Here is a 19467-nt window from a genome sequence, read left to right as displayed (position 1 = left end):
ATGTTTACAAAACCAGGCAATCTCTTTCCAAAATAATATGATCTTCTCCAAATTATAGAATCCAGTCCCCCTCCCTGGGAGGGGGTAGAGGAGGCCCTACATTTCCAAAAAATCTCCTATCTTAGTGCCATTCAGAACCAATGAACTATTTGTAAACATGCCGGACTTCAAAGAACTTAGCTACAATTCCCATAAGGAGCACTATAAAGATAATCCCGATATTCTGGGCCGTTTGGAAAGGAAAAACAGTATTGATTACTGGCGGCACGAACGGATGTATCGCCTATTAACACCCTTCTTAGAAGAAAGAAGTTCTAAATGGTTGACAGTTGGGGATGGTTTGGGAACAGATGCCAACTGGTTGCAGGAAAATGGTCAGGATGTTGTTGCTTCGGATATTTCGGAATATGGACTCAGGCCTGCTTCAACAAATGGTTATATCCGGGAATATAGGTTGATTAATGCTGAGGATATTGATTATTCCGATAACACGTTTGATTATGTCTTTTGCAAAGAGGCCTACCATCACTTTCCCCGGCCATATTTGGCTGTTTATGAAATGTTGCGGGTTGCCTCAAAAGCCGTAATCTTAATTGAGCCTGTAGATATTGGGATCCAGTTTCCTTTGATGGTTTTTCTGAAAAACCTTTTGGAAAAGATTGCTCCGGGCATGGTGAATAAAGTGTGGACAAATCGTTTTTCCTTTGAAACAGTTGGCAATTATGTATATAAAGTTTCCGAACGTGAAATTGAAAAAATTGCCATGGGCATTGGTCTCCCAATGGTCGCCTTTAAAGGCATTAACGATTTTTACACCACAAAATTTGATTTAAAGTCTTCTACCGAAAACAGAAAAATATTCCGTAAAGTAAAATCAAAAATCAGAGTTAAAAATTTGCTTTGTCGCTTGGGAATAATTCCTTACGAACTTGAAGCTTGTGTGATATTTAAGCATCAGCCATCTGCTGAAATCCTCGCAGGAATGAAAGGACAGGGATTCAAAGTGCTTGTTCTTCCTGAGAATCCTTATCTGGAGGAGAAGTGAGGAAGGAGAGGCTGAGGGAAAGGCTCAGTCTGAGTTTATGGTGCAGCTCTGCAGGGATATGGAAATAAAGTTCTCCTCTGCCGCAAAGAAATTGTCTGATTTGTTTTTTCTGCCCTTTTGTTTACGCCCCGCGGTATATTAAGATTTCAATCTAATCAGTGATCATAATATTCAGTCTCATCGCTCAAATCTCAATTATCACTTTTCTCTCTGCCCACCTTCCGCAATTTTCTCAACCTCAGCCTCAATCTCAGCCTCAACCTCCGTCTCAACCTTTGTCTCAATCTCAACTTCTGCCTCTTTCTCTTTCAATTTGAAGCATTATTTCCCCGGAAGAGCTGACTTCTTTAAAAAAATTCTAATTTTGCGGTTTAAAAATAAGACCTGTTTTAATTTTAAACCACTTCAAAAATGAAAAGATTATTTATTGCTTTGGTAATTGGAATTATTTCCGTCTCTGCATTTTCTCAAAATCTTCAGGTACACTACGACATGGGTGAGGATCGGGGATATGCCACCACTACTCTTGAGATGTTCAAACCCGATGATTGGGGTAGCACCTTTTTCTTTGTAGATTTTGATTATGATACAGAAGTGGGGGAAAGTGTTTCCATGGCTTATATGGAAATTGCCAGAGGATTGAAATTCTGGGACAATCCTTTCGAGATTCATGTAGAGTACAACGGAGGTTTTGGCCAATTTGCACCGGGTATGGCTTACCAGATTAATGATGCCTGGTTGTTTGGTGGAAATTACACATGGAACAGCCCTGATTTTAATAGGATTTTTACGCTTCAGGCCATGTATAAAGCAATTCGTGGTTACGATGAGGCTTCCTTTCAGTTGACCGGTGTGTGGACTGTTAATTTTGCAGGTGGCAAAATGACTTTCTCAGGATTTGCTGATTTGTGGAAAGAGGAGAAAGTTTTTCAGGAATTTACCGGAGGAGGATTGCCAGATATAATCGAAACTAACTATGTCTTTCTTTCAGAACCTCAACTTTGGTACAATGCCACAGACCATTTGTCACTGGGAACTGAAATTGAAGTGGCCAATAACTTTACCGTTGAAGGTTTCAAAGTTTGTCCAACGCTTGCTGCCAAATGGAATTTCTAAGTCTGTAAATCTATATCGTTATGTTTGAAAAATTTTTCAACCTCAAAGCCAATAATACCAATGTGCGTACCGAAATTATTGCCGGTATTACCACATTTATGACCATGGCATATATTTTGGCGGTCAATCCTGATATTCTTTCTGCCGCCGGAATGGATAAGAGTGCTGTTTTTTCTGCCACCACACTTTCAGCCATAGTGGGAACACTGGTAATGGCTTTGTGGGCTAAGTTGCCATTTGCGTTGGCCCCGGGAATGGGACTGAACGCTTTTTTCGCCTTTACGGTGGTTCTTGGAATGGGCTATAGCTGGCAATTTGCGTTGACTGCTGTTTTTCTGGAAGGTATCATTTTCCTCATTCTTACAGCTTTCAATGTTCGGGAGCTCATTGTTAATGCTATACCGATGAACTTGAAACATGCCATATCTGCTGGTATTGGTCTTTTTATTGCTTTTATCGGGATGCAAAATACAGGTTTGATCGCTTCCAATGAAGCTACATTGGTAACATTGGGTGATATGAGTTCACATTCCGTGTGGATTACCCTGTTTGGACTGGTATTGATTGGTGTATTGCTGGCATTAAAAGTACGTGGTGCATTGCTGATTGGTATTTTTGCAGCAACAGTGGTCGGGATTCCCTTTGGAGTAACCCATCTTCCGGAAGGGTCATGGTTGACTTTACCCCCTTCTGTCGAACCTATTGCTTTGAAGTTTGAGTTTTCAAGTGTTTTCACAATCGATATGCTGATTGTTCTTTTTACATTTTTATTTGTAGATATGTTCGATACAGTGGGAACCTTAATTGGCGTTTCCTCCAAGGCCAATATGATTAAAAAAGATGGTTCGTTACCACGTGCCAAACAGGCTCTTTTTGCTGATGCTATTGGAACGACCGTTGGTTCTATGCTGGGAACTTCAACAGTGACTACTTACGTGGAAAGTGCTTCAGGTGTTGCTGAAGGGGGACGTACAGGATTGACCTCTCTTTCCACGGCCGGAATGTTTTTGCTGGCATTATTCCTTTCGCCAATTTTCCTGATGGTGCCAGCGGCAGCTACAGCTCCGGCGCTTATTCTGGTAGGGTCATTTATGCTTACTCCGGTCCTGAAAATTAATTTTGATGATTACACCGAGTCCATCCCTGCTTTTCTGACCATTATTATGATGCCTCTGGCTTATAGTATTGCTGAAGGAATTGTTTTTGGTATGTTGTCCTTCGTTGCCCTGAAATTATTATCAGGTAAAACAAAAGAACTTTCCTGGATAATGTATGTGCTGACAGTCCTCTTTTTATTGAAGTTTTTTATGTAGAGAGGTTCTCTGAAGTTTATAGTAAGTAGATAGTAGCCAGTAGTGGGCAAAAAGTTCGTAAGACAGCTTGGTGTCGAAGCTTATGAATAAGGTTTTTATCTGAGCTACTGAGTTTTATTTAATGATTAAAAAAAGGCAGTTTCCGATTTGTTGGAAGCTGTCTTTTTAGTTTTAAAATTGTTGGTGCCCGATTAAAGATAGCAAGTCCGGGAAGGGGGTTGTCAGTCTTATCTCCAGTTTTATAAGGCTGAGACTGAGGTTAAGAAAATCAATCCCTACCAATCCTCAATATCCTGCAAAGGCTCGCCTTTGCGAACGTAGTGAAGCAATCTCAATTTTTTAACCGAACACCAATGCCTCCCAATTAAAGTTTAATATGAAAGTAACAAGGAATCAACGAATAATTCTGTTGCACTCAGCCTCAACCTCAGCCTTAGCCTCAACTTCAGCCTCAATTTCCTTATTTCATCTTCCAAAACTAAGATCTCTCAATCATTATGGTCATTTTCCATTTGCTTTTGTTTCAGTCAAGCGATATATTTGTAAACTTTTTAAAACTGAGGTAAAAATTCACATATAAATGAGCAAAAAATTTCCTGAATACAAAGGTTTAAACCTCGCTGATGTCAATCGGGAGGTTTTGAAAGAGTGGGAAGCCAACAAAACATTTGATAAAAGCCTGACCAGCAGAGAGGGGCGTCCGTCTTTTGTTTTTTACGAAGGCCCCCCGTCTGCTAATGGGATGCCCGGAATTCATCACGTGATGGCGCGTACCATTAAGGATATTTTTTGCCGTTTCAAAACGCAGCAGGGCTATCAGGTGCACCGTAAAGCCGGATGGGATACACACGGGCTTCCGGTGGAATTGGGTGTGGAAAAAGCTCTGGGAATTACTAAGGAAGACATCGGTAAATCCATCTCGGTGGCGGAGTACAATGAAGCCTGTCGCAAAGATGTAATGAAATATACCGATATGTGGGAAGATTTGACCCACAAAATGGGATATTGGGTAGATATGGATCACCCTTACATCACTTACGACAACCGCTACATCGAAACCTTGTGGTGGATGCTTAAAGAAATCTATAAGAAGGGATTGCTTTACAAGGGATATACCATCCAGCCGTTTTCTCCTGCCGCTGGTACCGGTCTGAGTACACACGAGTTGAACCAGCCGGGGTGTTATCGCGATGTAAAAGATACCACCTGTACCGGTCAGTTCAAAGTCGTTAAAAATAACGAGTCGGAATTTTTATTCAAAGATGCCGATGCAGAGGTTTTCTTCCTGGCCTGGACAACAACTCCGTGGACGTTTCCTTCAAATACAGCTCTTGCTGTTGGACCGAATATAAAGTATGTGAGGGTTCGTTCATTCAATCCTTACACGGGTGAACCATTAGTGGCCGTAGTTGCCAAAGATCTGGTGAACTCATTTTTCAATCCTAAATATGCTGAATTGTCGCTTGAGGACTATTCCCAGGGGGACAAGAAGATACCTTTTGAAATACTCGATGAGTTTGATGGGAAAAAACTCATCGGACTTCGTTATGAACAATTGATTCCCTGGGTCAAGCCTGACGGAGATGCATTCCGTGTCATTGCCGGCGATTTTGTAACCACAGAGGATGGTACAGGTATCGTACATATTGCACCAACGTTTGGTGCCGATGACAACCGCGTTGGAAAAGAGGCCGGAATCGCCCCCTTGCTGCTCCTTGATAAAGATGGGAAGCAACAGCCGATGGTCGATCGAACGGGGAAATTTTTCCTGATTAAGGACCTGGATCCTGGTTTTGTAAAATCAAATGTGGACATTGAAACCTACAGCGAATTTTCCGGAAGATATGTGAAAAACGGGTATGATGAGAAACTGACGGATGATGATCCAACGCTTGATGTGGACATCGCCGTTATGCTCAAAAAAGAGAATAAAGCTTTCAAGGTTGAGAAATACGAACACAGTTACCCGCATTGCTGGAGAACCGACAAACCCGTACTCTATTATCCGCTCGATAGCTGGTTTATCAAGACCACTGCTGTCAGGGATAAAATGATCGAACTCAACAATACCATCAATTGGAAACCGCAATCTACCGGAACAGGTAGATTTGGCAAATGGCTCGAAAATCTGGTTGACTGGAACCTCAGTCGTTCACGTTATTGGGGTACGCCATTACCTATCTGGCGAACTGAAGATGGAACTGAGGAGAAATGCATCGGTTCTGTTGAAGAGCTGGTCAATGAAATCGACCGCTCGGTGAAAGCAGGATTTATGGATAAGAACCCCTTCGGAAGTTTTAATCCGGGGGACTTCAGTGACAACAACTACAATAAGATAGATCTTCACAGACCTTATGTGGATGATGTGATCCTGGTATCTGAAAGCGGTAAACGCATGTATCGCGAAACGGACCTAATCGACGTTTGGTTCGATTCCGGAGCGATGCCTTATGCACAAATGCATTATCCGTTTGAGGGCCTCCCCCCAACCCCCTCCCAGGGAGGGGGAGCAAGGACAGAAGCCCCGGATGGATTGGAGAATGGAAGACCTGCGTATGAAACAGGAAGACCTTCTACCTATAATGGAGCTGTTGATAAAATGAAGGAGATGCGCAAGGAGCCTACTGAAGCAGAGGACCTCATGTGGCAACAGTTGCGTAATAAGCAAGTTGATGGCTGTAAGTTTAGAAGACAACATGCCATAGATCAGTTTATAGTTGATTTCGTTTGTTTGTCCAAAATGCTTATTGTTGAGATTGATGGTGGGTATCACAACAAACCTGAAGTTAAAGAGGCTGATGAGCAAAGAACACAAATACTGGAAGATCTGGGATATAAAGTAATCCGCTTCTCCAATGAAGAAGTAATAGGCAATACAGCATCAGTAATTGAACAAATTGGGAAAAGTTTAAGATCTAGAAAAGATCTCTCAAGTAATAGTAATCCAACCTCCCCCCTTGGGGGGGATCAGAGGGGGGCCCCCTTCCCCGCCGACTTCATCGCCGAAGGCGTGGATCAGACCCGCGGATGGTTTTTTACCCTCCATGCGCTGGCAACAATGCTGTTTGATAGTGTAGCCTTTAAAAATATTATCTCCAACGGATTGGTGCTCGACAAAAACGGAAATAAGATGTCCAAGCGGCTGGGTAATGCCGTCGATCCGTTCCAAACCATCGAAGAGCATGGCTCCGATCCGTTGCGCTGGTATATGATTACCAATGCCCAGCCATGGGACAACCTGAAGTTTGACCTGTCGGGCGTGGATGAAGTGAAAAGAAAATTCTTCGGAACACTTTACAATACCTACTCTTTCTTTGCGCTTTATGCCAATATTGACGGTTTTGACGGAAGTGAAGTTGAAGTGCCTGTGGCAGAGCGGTCCGAGATTGATCGTTGGATCATCTCCCTGCTTAATACGCTGACTCAGGAGGTTACCGATGCGTTGGAGAACTATGAACCTACCCGTGCTGGTCGTGCCATCCAGAATTTTGTGACCGAAAATCTCAGTAACTGGTATGTGCGTTTGAATCGTAAGCGCTTCTGGGGAGGTGAAATGAATCGCGATAAGCTGGCTGCATACCAAACGCTTTATCAGGCACTGGAAACTGTGGCTATGCTGGCTGCACCCATTGCCCCGTTTTATGCAGACCGGTTGTTTACCGACCTGAATAAACTATCAGGCCGTCATTCGGATGAGTCCGTTCATTTGGCGGAGTTTCCCGCTTTTGATGAAGCAATGATCGATAAAGCACTGGAAGAAAGAATGGAATATGCCCAGCAGATTTCATCTATGGTGCTTGCACTTCGTCGTAAAGTGAACATCAAGGTGCGTCAGCCGTTACAGAAGATAATGCTGCCTGTTTATGATGCCCGTTTTGAGGCGCAAATTGAAGCAGTAAAAGATTTGGTGCTGACAGAGGTAAATATCAAGGAAATTGAGTACCTTAAGGATGCTTCCGGTGTTCTGGTTAAGAAAATTAAGCCCAACTTTAAGACGCTTGGTCCCCGTTACGGAAAGATGATGAAAGCCATCAGCAAAGCTTTCGCCGGGATGTCGCAGGAAGACATTGCTAAGTTTGAAAAGGAGAACAGTTTCACCCTTGTGCTTGATGGTGAAACAGTGGAATTGAACAGGGAAGATGCCGAAATCATCAGCGAAGATATTCCCGGTATGTTGGTGGCCAACGAAGGGCGTATTACTGTGGCACTGGATATCAATCTTACTCCAGAACTGAAGGCGGAAGGAATTGCAAGGGAACTGATTAACCGGATCCAAAACCTTAGAAAAGACAGTGGTTTTGAGGTAACTGATAAAATTGTGGTGAACATTCAAAAAAATGGTGCCACCGATCAGTCCGTTGATCAACATAAAGAGTATATTGCCGCACAAACGCTGGCAAAAGAAATAAATTTGGTAGATTCATGTAACAGGAATGATGCACTTTCCGTAGAGTTGGAGGATGATGTGGTTTTGTTGCTTGAAATTGAAAAGGTTTAACCTTACTAAGGTGTTTCACTCATTTTTACACTAATAAATTTTGTCATTATGGCAGAAAAGACCCGATATTCAGATGAAGAGTTGAAAGAATTTAAAGACATAATTCTTGCTAAGCTCGAGAAAGCAAAGCGTGATTACGAATTGCTTAGAAATACCATAACTCTCGAAGATGGTAATGACACACAGGACACCTCGCCCACATTTAAGGTTTTGGAAGAGGGAGCTGCTGTTCTCTCCAAAGAAGAGGCAGGGAAACTGGCACAGCGTCAGCAAAAATTTATTCAGCATTTGCAGGCTGCTCTGGTGCGTATCGAAAACAAAACCTATGGCATCTGTCGTGAAACCGGTAAACTGATTGCCAAAGAACGGCTGAGAGCTGTTCCTCATGCCACCTTGAGTATCGAAGCAAAGAAAGCTCAGAAGTAGAAGCCTGACGTTAGTTCTTTCTTCCCCGGGATTGTTATTTTGTTCATCAGAAGAAATTTTGCTTTTGAGGGAGGGAATTGACATGTTTCACTATTTGAGGTGTCGCTTTTGGTTTTTTGTTACCGGGAGCGGGGTGCATGGTTTATATGCAGTCATTTTGCAATTTACGGTGCAGCGTTTATGGTGAAATTGGAATCATCAACCAACCATTACGGATTAAAAAATATCAATTATTATTTTACGAACTGCTAAGAGCTACGAGCTAAGCGCTAAGAGCCGACACATGGGAAAATTAAAAACACCTGTAATCATTATTCTTGCTATTTTATTTGTTGATCAGGCGCTGAAATTTTGGGTCAAAACCAATATGATGCTGGGAGATGAGTTTTCTGTTTTCGGCGATTGGTTTTACATCCATTTTGTGGAGAACAACGGAATGGCTTTCGGTATGGAACTGGGAGGTGATTTTGGTAAAATTTTCCTGAGTGTATTCCGGATTATAGCCGTTGTGGGAATTGGCTGGTATCTTTACAAATTAACATTAAAAAAGGCACCGGTTGGGTTGGTCATCAGTGTGAGCATGGTGCTTGCAGGTGCGCTGGGGAACATCATAGACAGTGCTTTTTATGGTATGATTTTTAATCACAGCTACTCCCAACTGGCAACTCTTTTTCCGGAAGGGGGTGGATATGCCTCTTTTCTTCATGGGCGTGTTGTGGATATGTTTTATTTCCCTCTTTTTTCGGGGACTTATCCCGATTGGCTTCCCTGGCTTGGCGGACAGGATTATATCTTTTTCCGCCCGGTATTTAACATCGCCGATTCATCCATTACCCTGGGGATTATTTCAATTCTGATATTTCAAAAGAAATTTTTTGAACACGAAACAGAGCAATGACCAATGATCAATGACCAATGACCAATGATCAATGATCAATGAGCAATGACCAATGAGGAATAGCAGCCAAGATTAATAAAGACGGTATTCTAAATGTATGGTTTATAATGAGCCTGGCCTCCGGGTTTAGCCGAGGGATATTGATGCGACACACCGGTCCGTATAGCCGGCGTTTTGGGATCCCCCACCTAAAGACGGGGGCTAATCTCATGGGGTTTGTTGGTATTGTCACATTCTGATGATGGATAGAATTAATTATGGCGTTGCACAATCCCCCGCCTAAAGACAGGGGCTATAACTCATCTCTCGTATTCCTCTGATCCCTGGCCTCAATTTCTCCTTTCCGGAGATCCACAAAAACTTTTCCCGTTTCCGGGCGGTTACCCCATATAAAATTAATAAATTTGCACACCTTTTACATGGGCTCTGTTATTGAAGCCATCTAAAGCAAGATGACGGGATATTTTGAATAATTTTTTGTCATGGGATTCGTTTATTTTGTAAATTGATATTCTGTGGACATTAATCCGGTCTGCGAAAACAGGTAATTGCTGTTTTTCGATTTATCTTGCTGAATTAATAGTGTTTACCAACGAAACTTATTGTTGGTGAAAGGTGGCTCATGTGAGTCAGGAGACGGTAGTGTATCATATCCTTAAGTTCTTTTCGAGATAACTCTTATTTAATTATTATGCGTAAAATTTTCTTATTTCTACTGATGGGATTGGTTTTGGGAATTGGGTTTAATGGAACCGCCCAGGAAAATATTAATCCCAGGGAAATAAAAATTTCAGAACTTTCAGACAATCAGATTCGCAGGATTCATGATGAGATGATGAACCGGGGCTTGTCTGAACAACAGGCAATATCTTTGGCTATGGCCCGTGGTTTTACCCGTCAGCAAATTAATGAACTTGAAAGGCGTTTCGAGCAATTGGGGGATGTGTCTCAAAGCCAAAGTGGCAACGAGAAGGATGAGGAAGCAGCCTCCCTGTTTGGAGAGGTATCCGAAAAGGAGGAGGTTACTAAAACTGAAGAACGCAAGAAACTTTTTGGTTTTGATTTCTTCAATTCGGAGAATCTGACGTTCGAACCAAGCGTGAATCTTCCTGCATCAAAATCATATATTATAGGCCCGGGAGATGAGTTCTCCATTGATATTTGGGGTACTTCACAACAGAGTTATCAGCTCACAGTTGACAACGGCGGCAATCTGAACATACCTAATGTGGGACCTGTTGCTGTGGGGTCACTGACCCTGGAGGAAGCTGAAAAGAAGGTATTCAATAAGTTGACCCTCATTTATCGTGATCTGGCAGAAGAGAATCCAAAGACTTTTGCGCACATCTATCTGGCACAAATCCGTCCCATTAAAGTGCATGTGATTGGAGAGGCTTTTGCACCCGGAAGTTATACGCTACCCGGTTCCGCAACTGCCTTTAATGCATTGTACCTGGCCGGTGGGCCTAATATGAATGGAAGCTTTCGGGAAATAAAAATCATCCGTGATGGAAGACAGGTAAAAACATTGGATGTTTATGAATACCTAATTAACGGCAAAACCCATGACAATATATCTCTTCGTGATGACGATGTGATAATGGTGCCCTCTTATCGGTACAGAGTACGGATGAGCGGAGAGTTTAAGCGTACAGGTATTTTTGAAGGAAAACAGGGTGAGACTGTGGCAGATATGCTCGACTATGCCGGTGGATTTACCGATAAAGCATATCAGGAACGTTTGGAGGTTTTCAGAACCAACTCCCGCCAGAACTATTTTGAGGGTGTCGGACGAGATAATTTCGATGATGTATTGATTCAGAATGGCGACAGCATTATTGCCGGTGAAATTCTCAAGCGGGTGGAGAACCGCGTGATTATGGAAGGCGCAGTGATGCGTCCCGGAAATTATGAATTGACCGAAGATTTGTCATTGACCTCCCTGCTTGAACGGGCCGAAGGATTGCGCGAAGATGCATTTATGGAACGGGGGCAGATCTTGCGTTTAGATGACAACTTAGAGTTGGAAAACATCCCTTTTTCAGTAAAGAAACTAATCACAGGTGATTTTGATATTGACCTGAAGCGGGAGGATATTGTAACCATTTATTCCCGGGATAGCCTGCGTCAGGAACGGGATCTTACCATTAAAGGAGAAGTGCAATACCCCGGAACATTCGATTACCGCGATGGCACCACTCTCTCCGACCTGGTGGCTATGGCCGGTGGTTTTACCGAATCGGCTTCCAGCTCGTACATTGAAGTTGCCCGACGCCTCAGTCACGATGAAAAGAGTGAATACAGCAAACGCACCGGACACCTGTTTCAGTTTACCATTTCGAGAAATCTGGAAATGGATGAACAGGATGGCCGTTTTGAATTGCAACCCTACGATCAGGTGTTTGTCCGTCGCGCTCCCGGATTCGTGAACTCCGGGACGGTGCGAATTAATGGGGAGGTCCTGTATGCCGGAGAATACAATCTCTCTAACAGGGAAGAGCGACTCTCCAGTGTTATTGAGCGTACCGGAGGGCTTACCCCCGATGCCTATGCACAGGGTGCCATGCTTACCCGTAAAGTAGAGACCGATGCCAAAACAAAACGTTTACGCGAGCAGTTAATGGAGCGTGACAGCACTCTTCAGTTCGACGATATGGGTTTTGAAGTCCTGGCTATTGATCTTAGAACAGCTCTGGAAAACCCCGGAACCCGTGATGATGTATTTCTTCAGGCAGGAGATGAGCTGTTTATCCCACGGGAGTTACAAACCATCAAGATCAGTGGTGAAGTGTTGAATCCTGTCAGTGCTCCGTTTGTGGAGGGTAAGTCGCTCCGCCACTACGTAGATCAGGGAGGTGGATTCTCCGATATGGCAAAAAAGAGTAAAGCCTATGTGATTTATTCCAACGGAAAGGCAGCCGCCACCAGCAACTTTCTGTTTTTTAAGAATTATCCCAAAGTGCTGGCCGGAAGTGAAATTGTGATTCCTTCCAAGCCTCATCGCGATCCGTTACCCGCCACTGCATGGATCAGCATCGGCAGCAGCGTGGCATCACTGGCACTTACGGTGGTGACTATTAGTAATACGCTTAAATAAGAGAATGGCCCCCTAAATTCCCGAAAGGGGACTTTGGAATTAGCTGTTGGTTCGTAGCTCTTAGCTGATAGGAGAATAGGCAAGTAGGTAGTAGGGAATAGAGGTGATAGATTCAAAAACTGAACTCTAAACTCAGAACACGAAATACAAAACCTTGAATTCAAATCCCAGCAGCCCACACCCCCTGACCCCCTGAAAGGGGAACCGGCAACACGCAACGCATTCATCTTATAATTTAAAACCGTTTTCAAGCTTGAATGTACACCCTGACCTTGGCAGATAAGCCTAAAAACAAGGTTGTTTTGTCGAAAAGTCATTTCTGTTTGAGTGGTTGTTTTTAATAGAAGGCATGTGACTATTTAAACGGCGCGTAAGCCTGTCCGCTTTCCGGGCCGGCGGATTGAGGAAAGCCAAAATGGGCGAATTTCAGGGGCCTTGCGTCAGTGTTGTTTCATGTATAAAATAATGTATAAGCTGAAGTTGGTTTTTGATTTTTTAGCAATGAGAAAAAGTAAGCATAGCCATAGCTACGTGAATCTTTTTATCATGAATAAAAAACAAAAAGCAACAATGCTTGGTGCAGTATTTTATTCGTGATACGACACTAGGGCCGGAAATTTTGGTTTTCGCGGGGTGATAGGGTTAAGCGGACTAGTTCCGATATAGGTTTTGTAAAGTTTTTGTGAATAAACTCACAAAAACCATAATCGGAATTTATTTCTTTTTGGGGCAGTGCCTCCGCTAAAGCTTCGGCGACACGCGGAATGCCAAAAAGAAAACGAAGGTGAAATTCCTTTAGAAAAAATGTTCCAAGTATGAAAACCAAAGAACAATACATTCAGCTTTTAGCAACCTTTAAAAAAGAGAACGGCTCCTTGTACGGTCTGAAAAACCTGGGGATTTTTGGATCTGTTGCCCGCGGTGAACACCGAAAACAAAGTGATATTGATATATATTACGAAGGGGAAGCATTGAGCCTCTTCAAACTTTCAGATTTAAAAGATAAACTGGAGCAAAAACTTGATACTCCGGTTGATTTGGTAAGACTGCGTAATTCAATGAATCGCTTTTTGAAGGAAAGAATCGAAAAAGAAGGATTAAATGTTTGAAAACGAAATGGTCTCTAATGTCGTTGGTCAGATCATTGAAAGCATACATATCGTTCAGAAACGGACAAAAAATATCCAATCAGCAGATGATTTTTCATCGACAGAACAAGGAATGCTTATTTTAGACAGCGTCTGCATGAAGTTAGCAGCTATTGGAGAAAGTATTAAAAATCTTGACAAGATTACTAATAAACAATTGTTGAGTAAATATACCGAAATTGACTGGAGACAAGCTATGGGGATGAGGGATATTATTGTTCACCATTATTTTGATATTGATGCTGAAGTCATTTTCAAAACGCTCAATGAAGATATTCCACCTTTGTTAGGTGTTTTGGAGAGGATGCATTCAACGCTTAAGCAAGATTAAAACCGTTTTCAAGCTTGAATCTACTCCCGACCTTGGCAGGTAAGCCTAAAAACAAGGTTGTTTGATCGAAAAATCGTCTCTGTTTGAGTGGTTGTTTTTTTATAGAAGGGATGTAACTATTTAAACGGCGCGTAGGCCTGTCCGCTTTCCGGGCCGGCGGATGGAGGAAAGCCAAAATGGGCGAATTTTAGGAGCCTTGCGCAATGGCCGGAAATTTTGGCTTTCGCGGATGGATAGGTTTAAGCGGACTAGCCCTTTTTCGTTCTTTTTGGGGTAATGCCAAAAAGAAAAATAATATGAAATTTTCTTCAATCAGCAATTACAGAAAGTTGTAATTTAGGAAAAACAATTTATTATCATACACCATAATTCATGGAACAAACCACCAAAGAAAATTCTGTGAACAAAACAGATAGACCAATCATCAAAGACGACGAAATAGACCTCATAGCCCTCGCCCACACCATCTGGGATAACCGCAAAACCATCTGGTATTCTATTGCCGTTGCTGTTGTTATTGGTTTGTTGGTCGCTATTTTAAGTCCGGTGAAATACACCGCTTCAGCAACTATTTTGCCTCAGGCAGAAGGCAAAACCGACCTGGGTGGCCTCGGCGGACTGGCAAGTATGGCAGGGATTAACCTGGGCTCCATGATGGGGAGTGCTTCAGGCATTCAGCCGGATTTGTATCCACGTGTAATAAACAGCTATCCATTCCTCAACGAATTGGTTCATCAGCCCTTTGATTTTGAGGAAGAAGATGATCCCAAATCCATTTATGAGCAGCGGTTGCAGGATTCCATTCCGGGTTTTTGGGCTTCTGTGATGAAATACACACTTCGTTTGCCCTGGACCATCAAGAATGCTTTGACAGGAGAGGATAAGAGAATCTCTGCAGGAGTTGTCGGAAAATCGACCATTGATGTTACAAGACTTTCAGAGGAGGAGACGGAAATACTTAAATCAATGAGTGAAGTGGTAACTGTTTCGGTGGACAATGAAACAGGACTGGTAACCATCGGTGCAGAACTAGAGGAACCTCTGCTTACTGCTCAGGTTACCCAAAAGACGGTTGAACTCCTTCAAAAATACATCATCGAATACAAAACCCGACAGGCAACACAGAATCTTGAGTTTATTGAAGCCCGCCTTAAAGAAAAAAAGGCTGAATTCGAAACAGCCCGTGAAGCCTTTTTTGAATACCGCGATCGTAACCGCAACATCATTGAGGAACGTACCAATATTCGCTACCAGGAACTGAGCGATACCTACAATCTGGCGTCTCAGGTTTATCAGAGTCTGGCCGAACAAAAAGAACAGGCCGAGATTGCTGTGAAAAAAGATACCCCTGCTTTTTCTATTATTGAGCCGGTGAAAGTGCCTATTGAAAAGTCGGCTCCCAGACGCTTAATGATATTGATAATTAGTGTTTTTGTGGGTGCTTTGCTTGGGGGTGGACTTGTGTTTGGAGGAATGGAATGGAGGAAGATGAAGGAGGCGTGGTAGGGGTTAACTGTTAGTTCATAGCTCTTGGCTATTAGGTTTAAAAGCTGTTAATTGTAAGGTAATATGGACTAATTATAGTAGGCTTGCGTTAGTCTCGCTTCAGGTAAAATTATTTATCTGTTGAAGTTGTTTTCAAGCTTGAATGCACCCCAGACCTTGGCAGGTAAGCCTAAAAACAAGGTTGTTTAATCGAAAAATCGTCTCTGTTTGAATTCGCAGCGCACAACTAAGGCATCAGGAAACAAAGTTTGCGACCGTAGGTGTATCAGGTAGAATATAGCTAATAAAATGCATTTTTCTTGGTTAATTAACGATTTACTATTTGAACGGCGGGTCGGCCTGTCCGCTTTCCGGGCCGGAGGATGGCGGGAAGCCAAAATGGGCGAATTTTAGGAGCCTTGTGCGAGTGTCGTTTCATGTATAAAATAATGTATAAGTTGAAGTTGTTTTTTGATTTTTTAGCAATGAGGAAAAGTAAGAATAGCCTTAGCTACGTGAATCTTTTTTTCATGAATAAAAAACAAAAAACAACAATGTTTGGTGCAATATTTTATTCGTGATACGACATTAGGGCCGGAAAATTTTGGTTTTCGCGGGCTGATAGGTTTAAGCGGACTAGACTTTTTTGTTTTTTGGGGCAGTGCCTCCGCTAAAGCTTCGGCGACACGCGGAATGCCAAAAAGAAAATTTACGTGAAATTCCTTTTTAAATCTGCACAGATTTAGTTATTTACAATAATCAATTTATATTGCGAAAAATCTCGCAAAAACAAATGACCAACCCCTTCAAATTTTGGAAGTGTAGTCGCAGATTCCTTTTTTACCAACCGTAAAAAAGAACTGGAATTTGTTATCAAAACCCTGGATAGTAGTAATCACCTGATTATTATTAGTCCGCGGCGTTTCGGGAAAACCAGTTTAATAAAGAAGGTCATTGCCGAATCTGACCGTAAAGTGATTTACCTGGATGTGCAATTGAGCAATTCGGTAAGTGATTTTGCTGCCCAGTTGCTTAAACGGATTTACAGGGTTTGGCCCGGAGAAAAACTCCGACAGTTGATCAGTCATTTTTGAATTATTCCGAATATTACCCTGAATCCTCTTAACAACGAGGTAGATATATCATTTCAGGCCAAAGAAGCTGAGACTCCTTTACTTGAGGATGTTTTTAATTTGCTGGACAAGATTGGTAATGCAAAGAACCGTCCGGTTGTTGTACTGGATGAGTTTCAGGATATTCTGAAGCTTGGACCCGGGATGGATAAAAAGTTAAGGGCCATCATGCAGCAGCATCAAATGTTGAATTATGTGCTGTTGGGAAGTCAGGAATCCCTAATGCGTGAAATTTTTGAGGATAAAAAATCTCCTTTTTATCATTTTGGAATTCTTTTTCCGCTTGAAAAAATTGAAAAGAAGCATTTTCAAAAATATTTGAGCGATAAGTTTGCAAATGTTTCTGATGATGCAGAGATAATAGCGGGGGATATACTTGAAATAACCGAAGGACATCCCTATTATACGCAACAACTTGCATACAATATGTGGAACCTGCTTGATGATAATTCCACGAATCAAAATATCGTTAATAAAGCTGTTGAAGAGATTATTCATCTTCATGATCATGATTATGAACGACTCTGGACTACTTTTAATCAAACGGATAAGCAAACCATTACTTTTATGGCACTCCGCGATGATGCAGAAATAAGCCCCCTGTCGCACCAGGCCGATATTGGCCCCGCCAGTACCGTTTACAGCAGTCTGAAAAGATTGATGGTCACCGGTTGTGTGATCAAAACAAATAACGGATACGAACTGGATGATCCTTTCTTTAAGCGGTGGATTGTTTTGAGGAGGAACCAGTAAAGAGAGATACGATTTTAGAAAATGACTGTAAAAAAGAAAAGACACATAGCAAAAGCCTTTACATGGCGCATTATTGCGTCCATAACAACGGGCATTATTGCATGGATCATGACCGGGAAGATGGAGTTGGGAATGTCAATAGGGGCATTGGATGTGATAATTAAATTAGTATTTTATTACCTGCACGAAAGAGCATGGTATCATTCAACATTTGGAGTAGTTCATACTGAAGAGAATAAAAAGCCACCGAGCAAGAATAAATTAATATAACCAGTTCCTAGCAACAAATATCAAGCAACAAGACAATGCATAAAGAGCACATTTACCCTATTTTTGACAAAACCCTGACCAGAGAGGATCGGGAGAAATTAATCAATCAAAAATCAAAAGTTGTTTGGTTTACAGGCCTGTCCGGTTCGGGAAAAAGCACCCTTGCTTCTGCGCTGGAGAAAGTTCTATATGAAAAGGGTTTTTTGTGTAAACTATTGGATGGGGATAACATCCGTACCGGAATTAATAATAATTTGGGCTTTTCAGAAGAAGACCGGGTGGAGAATATTCGTCGTATAGCCGAAGTCTGTAAACTATTCCTGAATTGCGGGGTCATTACGCTTGCCGCTTTCATCAGCCCTACCAATGAAATCCGTAAACAGGCCATGTCTATCATTGGAGAAGAGAATTTCATAGAAATTTTCGTAAATCCACCTTTGGAGGTATGTGAAAATAGAGACACCAAAGGTTTATATGCTAAAGCCAGAAAAGGCGAAATAAAGGATTTTACAGGCATTTCTTCTCCTTTCGAAGCTCCTGAAAATCCCGCTTTGGATTTAGATACATCTAATTGTACAGTAGTGGAAAGTATCGAAAAGATTATGGCATTATTGGAGCCTGAGATTAAAGGAAATTGTTAATTAGTTAATAGGTCAATTGGTTAATTTGTCAATATGTTAGAAGGTTCATTTGTCACATAGCGGATCTCTAATTGCACATGGAACCAATCCACTAATTAACCAATACACCAATCAACCACCACACCAACAGACCACATCATATGCAATACAACCTATCACACTTACAGGAACTAGAAGCCGAAGCCATACATATCATACGTGAAGTCGCAGCGGAATTTTCCAATCCGGTGATGCTCTATTCCATCGGAAAGGATTCATCAGTAATGGTGCGACTCGCTGAGAAAGCTTTTTATCCCGGGAAAGTGCCGTTCCCGTTGATGCATATTGACAGCAAGTGGAAGTTTAAGGAGATGATTGAATTCCGGGACAATTATGCCAAAGAAAATAACTGGGATTTGATAGTTCATTACAATAAAAAAGGATTTGAATCCGGAGTTGGTCCGTTTACACACGGAAGTAAAGTACATACCGACACCATGAAAACACAGGCTCTTCTCGAAGGCCTGACAAAACACGGATTTGATGCTGCTTTCGGGGGTGCCCGCCGTGATGAGGAAAAATCCCGTGCCAAAGAACGGATTTTTTCTTTTAGAGATAAATACCATCAGTGGGATCCAAAGAATCAACGTCCCGAGTTGTGGGATGTTTTTAATGCGGAAGTCCATCAGGGAGAGTCCATTCGTGTCTTTCCGTTAAGCAACTGGACTGAACTGGATATCTGGCAATACATCCGACTGGAGAATATCCCCATTGTACCGCTCTATTATGCAAAAGAACGTCCTGTTGTTGAATACAATGGTGCTCTAGTTCTTGTTGATGACGAGCGTATGCCAAAAGAACTTGCAGAGAAAGCGGAAATGAAAATGGTCCGTTTTAGGACCCTGGGCTGTTACCCTTTAACAGGTGCTGTAGAGTCAGAAGCCAATACCATCGAAAAAATCGTTGAGGAGATGATGACCACAACACTTTCTGAACGAACTACCCGTGTTATAGATTTTGATCAGGAAGGGAGTATGGAGCAGAAGAAGAGGGAGGGGTATTTCTAAGCAAATAGGTGATAAATGGCTAACTGAGGTTAAGGCTAAGGCGGATAGTTTACCACGGTATCACAAGTTTACTCAAATTTTATTAGAAGCATTTACTCCGCTGCGAAAATTTTAATTTGAACGGCGGGATGGCCCCGTCCGCTTTCCGGACCGGCGGCTACGAGAAGGCTTAATGGGTGACGTTCACGGCCTTGTGCAATGGCCGGAAATTAAGCCTGATGCGGGTCGATAGGTTTAAGCGGACTAGACTTTTTTGTTTCTTTTTGG

General features: G+C 42.3%; 15 protein-coding genes. 14 read left to right on the top strand and 1 reads right to left on the bottom strand.

Going from position 1 to position 19467, the window contains the following annotated elements:
* Positions 1-124: 124 nt before the first annotated feature.
* From W7W_RS0113560 to W7W_RS0113490, 10 genes are all read left to right on the top strand, one after another.
* The gene (locus tag W7W_RS0113560; RefSeq protein ID WP_010664263.1) at positions 125-1045 is read left to right on the top strand and encodes a class I SAM-dependent methyltransferase; all 921 of its coding nucleotides are present in this window, start codon (positions 125-127) and stop codon (positions 1043-1045) included.
* 411 nt (positions 1046-1456) lie between these two features.
* On the top strand, positions 1457-2161 hold the full coding sequence (locus W7W_RS0113550; RefSeq protein ID WP_010664262.1) for a DUF5020 family protein: 705 nt from the start codon (positions 1457-1459) through the stop codon (positions 2159-2161).
* Between the two features lie 20 nt (positions 2162-2181).
* On the top strand, positions 2182-3474 hold the full coding sequence (locus tag W7W_RS0113545) for an NCS2 family permease (RefSeq protein WP_010664261.1): 1293 nt from the start codon (positions 2182-2184) through the stop codon (positions 3472-3474).
* 580 nt (positions 3475-4054) lie between these two features.
* Positions 4055-7972, top strand: coding sequence for an isoleucine--tRNA ligase (gene ileS / locus W7W_RS0113540; RefSeq protein ID WP_010664260.1), 3918 nt, complete (start codon positions 4055-4057; stop codon positions 7970-7972).
* Positions 7973-8020: 48 nt separating this feature from the next.
* Positions 8021-8398 (top strand): TraR/DksA family transcriptional regulator, encoded by a 378-nt coding sequence (locus tag W7W_RS0113535; protein WP_010664259.1) that lies wholly within the window; start codon positions 8021-8023, stop codon positions 8396-8398.
* Between the two features lie 283 nt (positions 8399-8681).
* A complete protein-coding gene (locus tag W7W_RS0113530; RefSeq protein WP_010664258.1) occupies positions 8682-9296 on the top strand; it encodes a lipoprotein signal peptidase in 615 nt (204 codons plus the stop codon).
* A 691-nt stretch (positions 9297-9987) separates the two neighbouring features.
* Positions 9988-12393: an SLBB domain-containing protein gene (locus W7W_RS0113520; protein ID WP_025007229.1), complete on the top strand. Its 2406-nt coding sequence runs from the start codon at positions 9988-9990 to the stop codon at positions 12391-12393.
* Positions 12394-13208: 815 nt separating this feature from the next.
* Positions 13209-13502 carry a nucleotidyltransferase family protein gene (locus W7W_RS0113505; RefSeq protein WP_010664256.1) on the top strand — a complete coding sequence of 98 codons (294 nt, stop codon included), beginning with the start codon at positions 13209-13211 and terminating at the stop codon, positions 13500-13502.
* A complete protein-coding gene (locus W7W_RS0113500; RefSeq protein ID WP_010664255.1) occupies positions 13495-13872 on the top strand; it encodes a HepT-like ribonuclease domain-containing protein in 378 nt (125 codons plus the stop codon). Before W7W_RS0113505 ends, W7W_RS0113500 begins: the two co-directional genes overlap by 8 nt.
* 372 nt (positions 13873-14244) lie before the next feature.
* The gene (locus W7W_RS0113490) at positions 14245-15378 is read left to right on the top strand and encodes a Wzz/FepE/Etk N-terminal domain-containing protein (RefSeq protein WP_010664254.1); all 1134 of its coding nucleotides are present in this window, start codon (positions 14245-14247) and stop codon (positions 15376-15378) included.
* Between the two features lie 917 nt (positions 15379-16295).
* On the opposite strand, the gene W7W_RS23550 is transcribed toward W7W_RS0113490, so the two are convergent.
* Complete coding sequence (locus W7W_RS23550) at positions 16296-16445, bottom strand: hypothetical protein (protein ID WP_157202488.1); 150 nt, start codon at positions 16443-16445, stop codon at positions 16296-16298.
* Between the two features lie 105 nt (positions 16446-16550).
* On the opposite strand from W7W_RS23550, the gene W7W_RS22940 reads away from it, so the two are divergent.
* From W7W_RS22940 to cysD, 4 genes are all read left to right on the top strand, one after another.
* Positions 16551-17243, top strand: a complete 693-nt coding sequence (locus W7W_RS22940) for an AAA family ATPase (protein WP_010664253.1) — start codon at positions 16551-16553, stop codon at positions 17241-17243.
* A 21-nt stretch (positions 17244-17264) separates the two neighbouring features.
* Entirely contained in the window at positions 17265-17513 is a 249-nt protein-coding gene (locus W7W_RS22255; RefSeq protein WP_010664252.1) for a DUF2061 domain-containing protein, read from the top strand.
* 35 nt (positions 17514-17548) lie between these two features.
* Positions 17549-18154 carry an adenylyl-sulfate kinase gene (gene cysC / locus W7W_RS0113465; RefSeq protein ID WP_010664251.1) on the top strand — a complete coding sequence of 202 codons (606 nt, stop codon included), beginning with the start codon at positions 17549-17551 and terminating at the stop codon, positions 18152-18154.
* Positions 18155-18294: 140 nt separating this feature from the next.
* Entirely contained in the window at positions 18295-19200 is a 906-nt protein-coding gene (cysD, locus tag W7W_RS0113460; protein WP_010664250.1) for a sulfate adenylyltransferase subunit CysD, read from the top strand.
* Positions 19201-19467: the final 267 nt, after the last annotated feature.

This window comes from Marinilabilia salmonicolor JCM 21150, assembly GCF_000259075.1.
Lineage (GTDB): Bacteria > Bacteroidota > Bacteroidia > Bacteroidales > Marinilabiliaceae > Marinilabilia > Marinilabilia salmonicolor.
This window is presented reverse-complemented; position numbering and strand designations above follow the sequence as displayed.

What these genes read in the sequence shown, in the direction of transcription:
- W7W_RS0113550 (WP_010664262.1), top strand. Translation starts at nt 1,457, where the DNA reads ATGAAAAGATTATTTATTGCTTTGGTAATTGGAATTATTTCCGTCTCT.
- W7W_RS0113545 (WP_010664261.1), top strand. Translation starts at nt 2,182, where the DNA reads ATGTTTGAAAAATTTTTCAACCTCAAAGCCAATAATACCAATGTGCGT.
- ileS (WP_010664260.1), top strand. Translation starts at nt 4,055, where the DNA reads ATGAGCAAAAAATTTCCTGAATACAAAGGTTTAAACCTCGCTGATGTC.
- W7W_RS0113535 (WP_010664259.1), top strand. Translation starts at nt 8,021, where the DNA reads ATGGCAGAAAAGACCCGATATTCAGATGAAGAGTTGAAAGAATTTAAA.
- W7W_RS0113530 (WP_010664258.1), top strand. Translation starts at nt 8,682, where the DNA reads ATGGGAAAATTAAAAACACCTGTAATCATTATTCTTGCTATTTTATTT.
- W7W_RS0113520 (WP_025007229.1), top strand. Translation starts at nt 9,988, where the DNA reads ATGCGTAAAATTTTCTTATTTCTACTGATGGGATTGGTTTTGGGAATT.
- W7W_RS0113505 (WP_010664256.1), top strand. Translation starts at nt 13,209, where the DNA reads ATGAAAACCAAAGAACAATACATTCAGCTTTTAGCAACCTTTAAAAAA.
- W7W_RS0113500 (WP_010664255.1), top strand. Translation starts at nt 13,495, where the DNA reads ATGTTTGAAAACGAAATGGTCTCTAATGTCGTTGGTCAGATCATTGAA.
- W7W_RS0113490 (WP_010664254.1), top strand. Translation starts at nt 14,245, where the DNA reads ATGGAACAAACCACCAAAGAAAATTCTGTGAACAAAACAGATAGACCA.
- W7W_RS23550 (WP_157202488.1), bottom strand. Translation starts at nt 16,445, where the DNA reads ATGACTGATCAACTGTCGGAGTTTTTCTCCGGGCCAAACCCTGTAAAT.
- W7W_RS22255 (WP_010664252.1), top strand. Translation starts at nt 17,265, where the DNA reads ATGACTGTAAAAAAGAAAAGACACATAGCAAAAGCCTTTACATGGCGC.
- cysC (WP_010664251.1), top strand. Translation starts at nt 17,549, where the DNA reads ATGCATAAAGAGCACATTTACCCTATTTTTGACAAAACCCTGACCAGA.
- cysD (WP_010664250.1), top strand. Translation starts at nt 18,295, where the DNA reads ATGCAATACAACCTATCACACTTACAGGAACTAGAAGCCGAAGCCATA.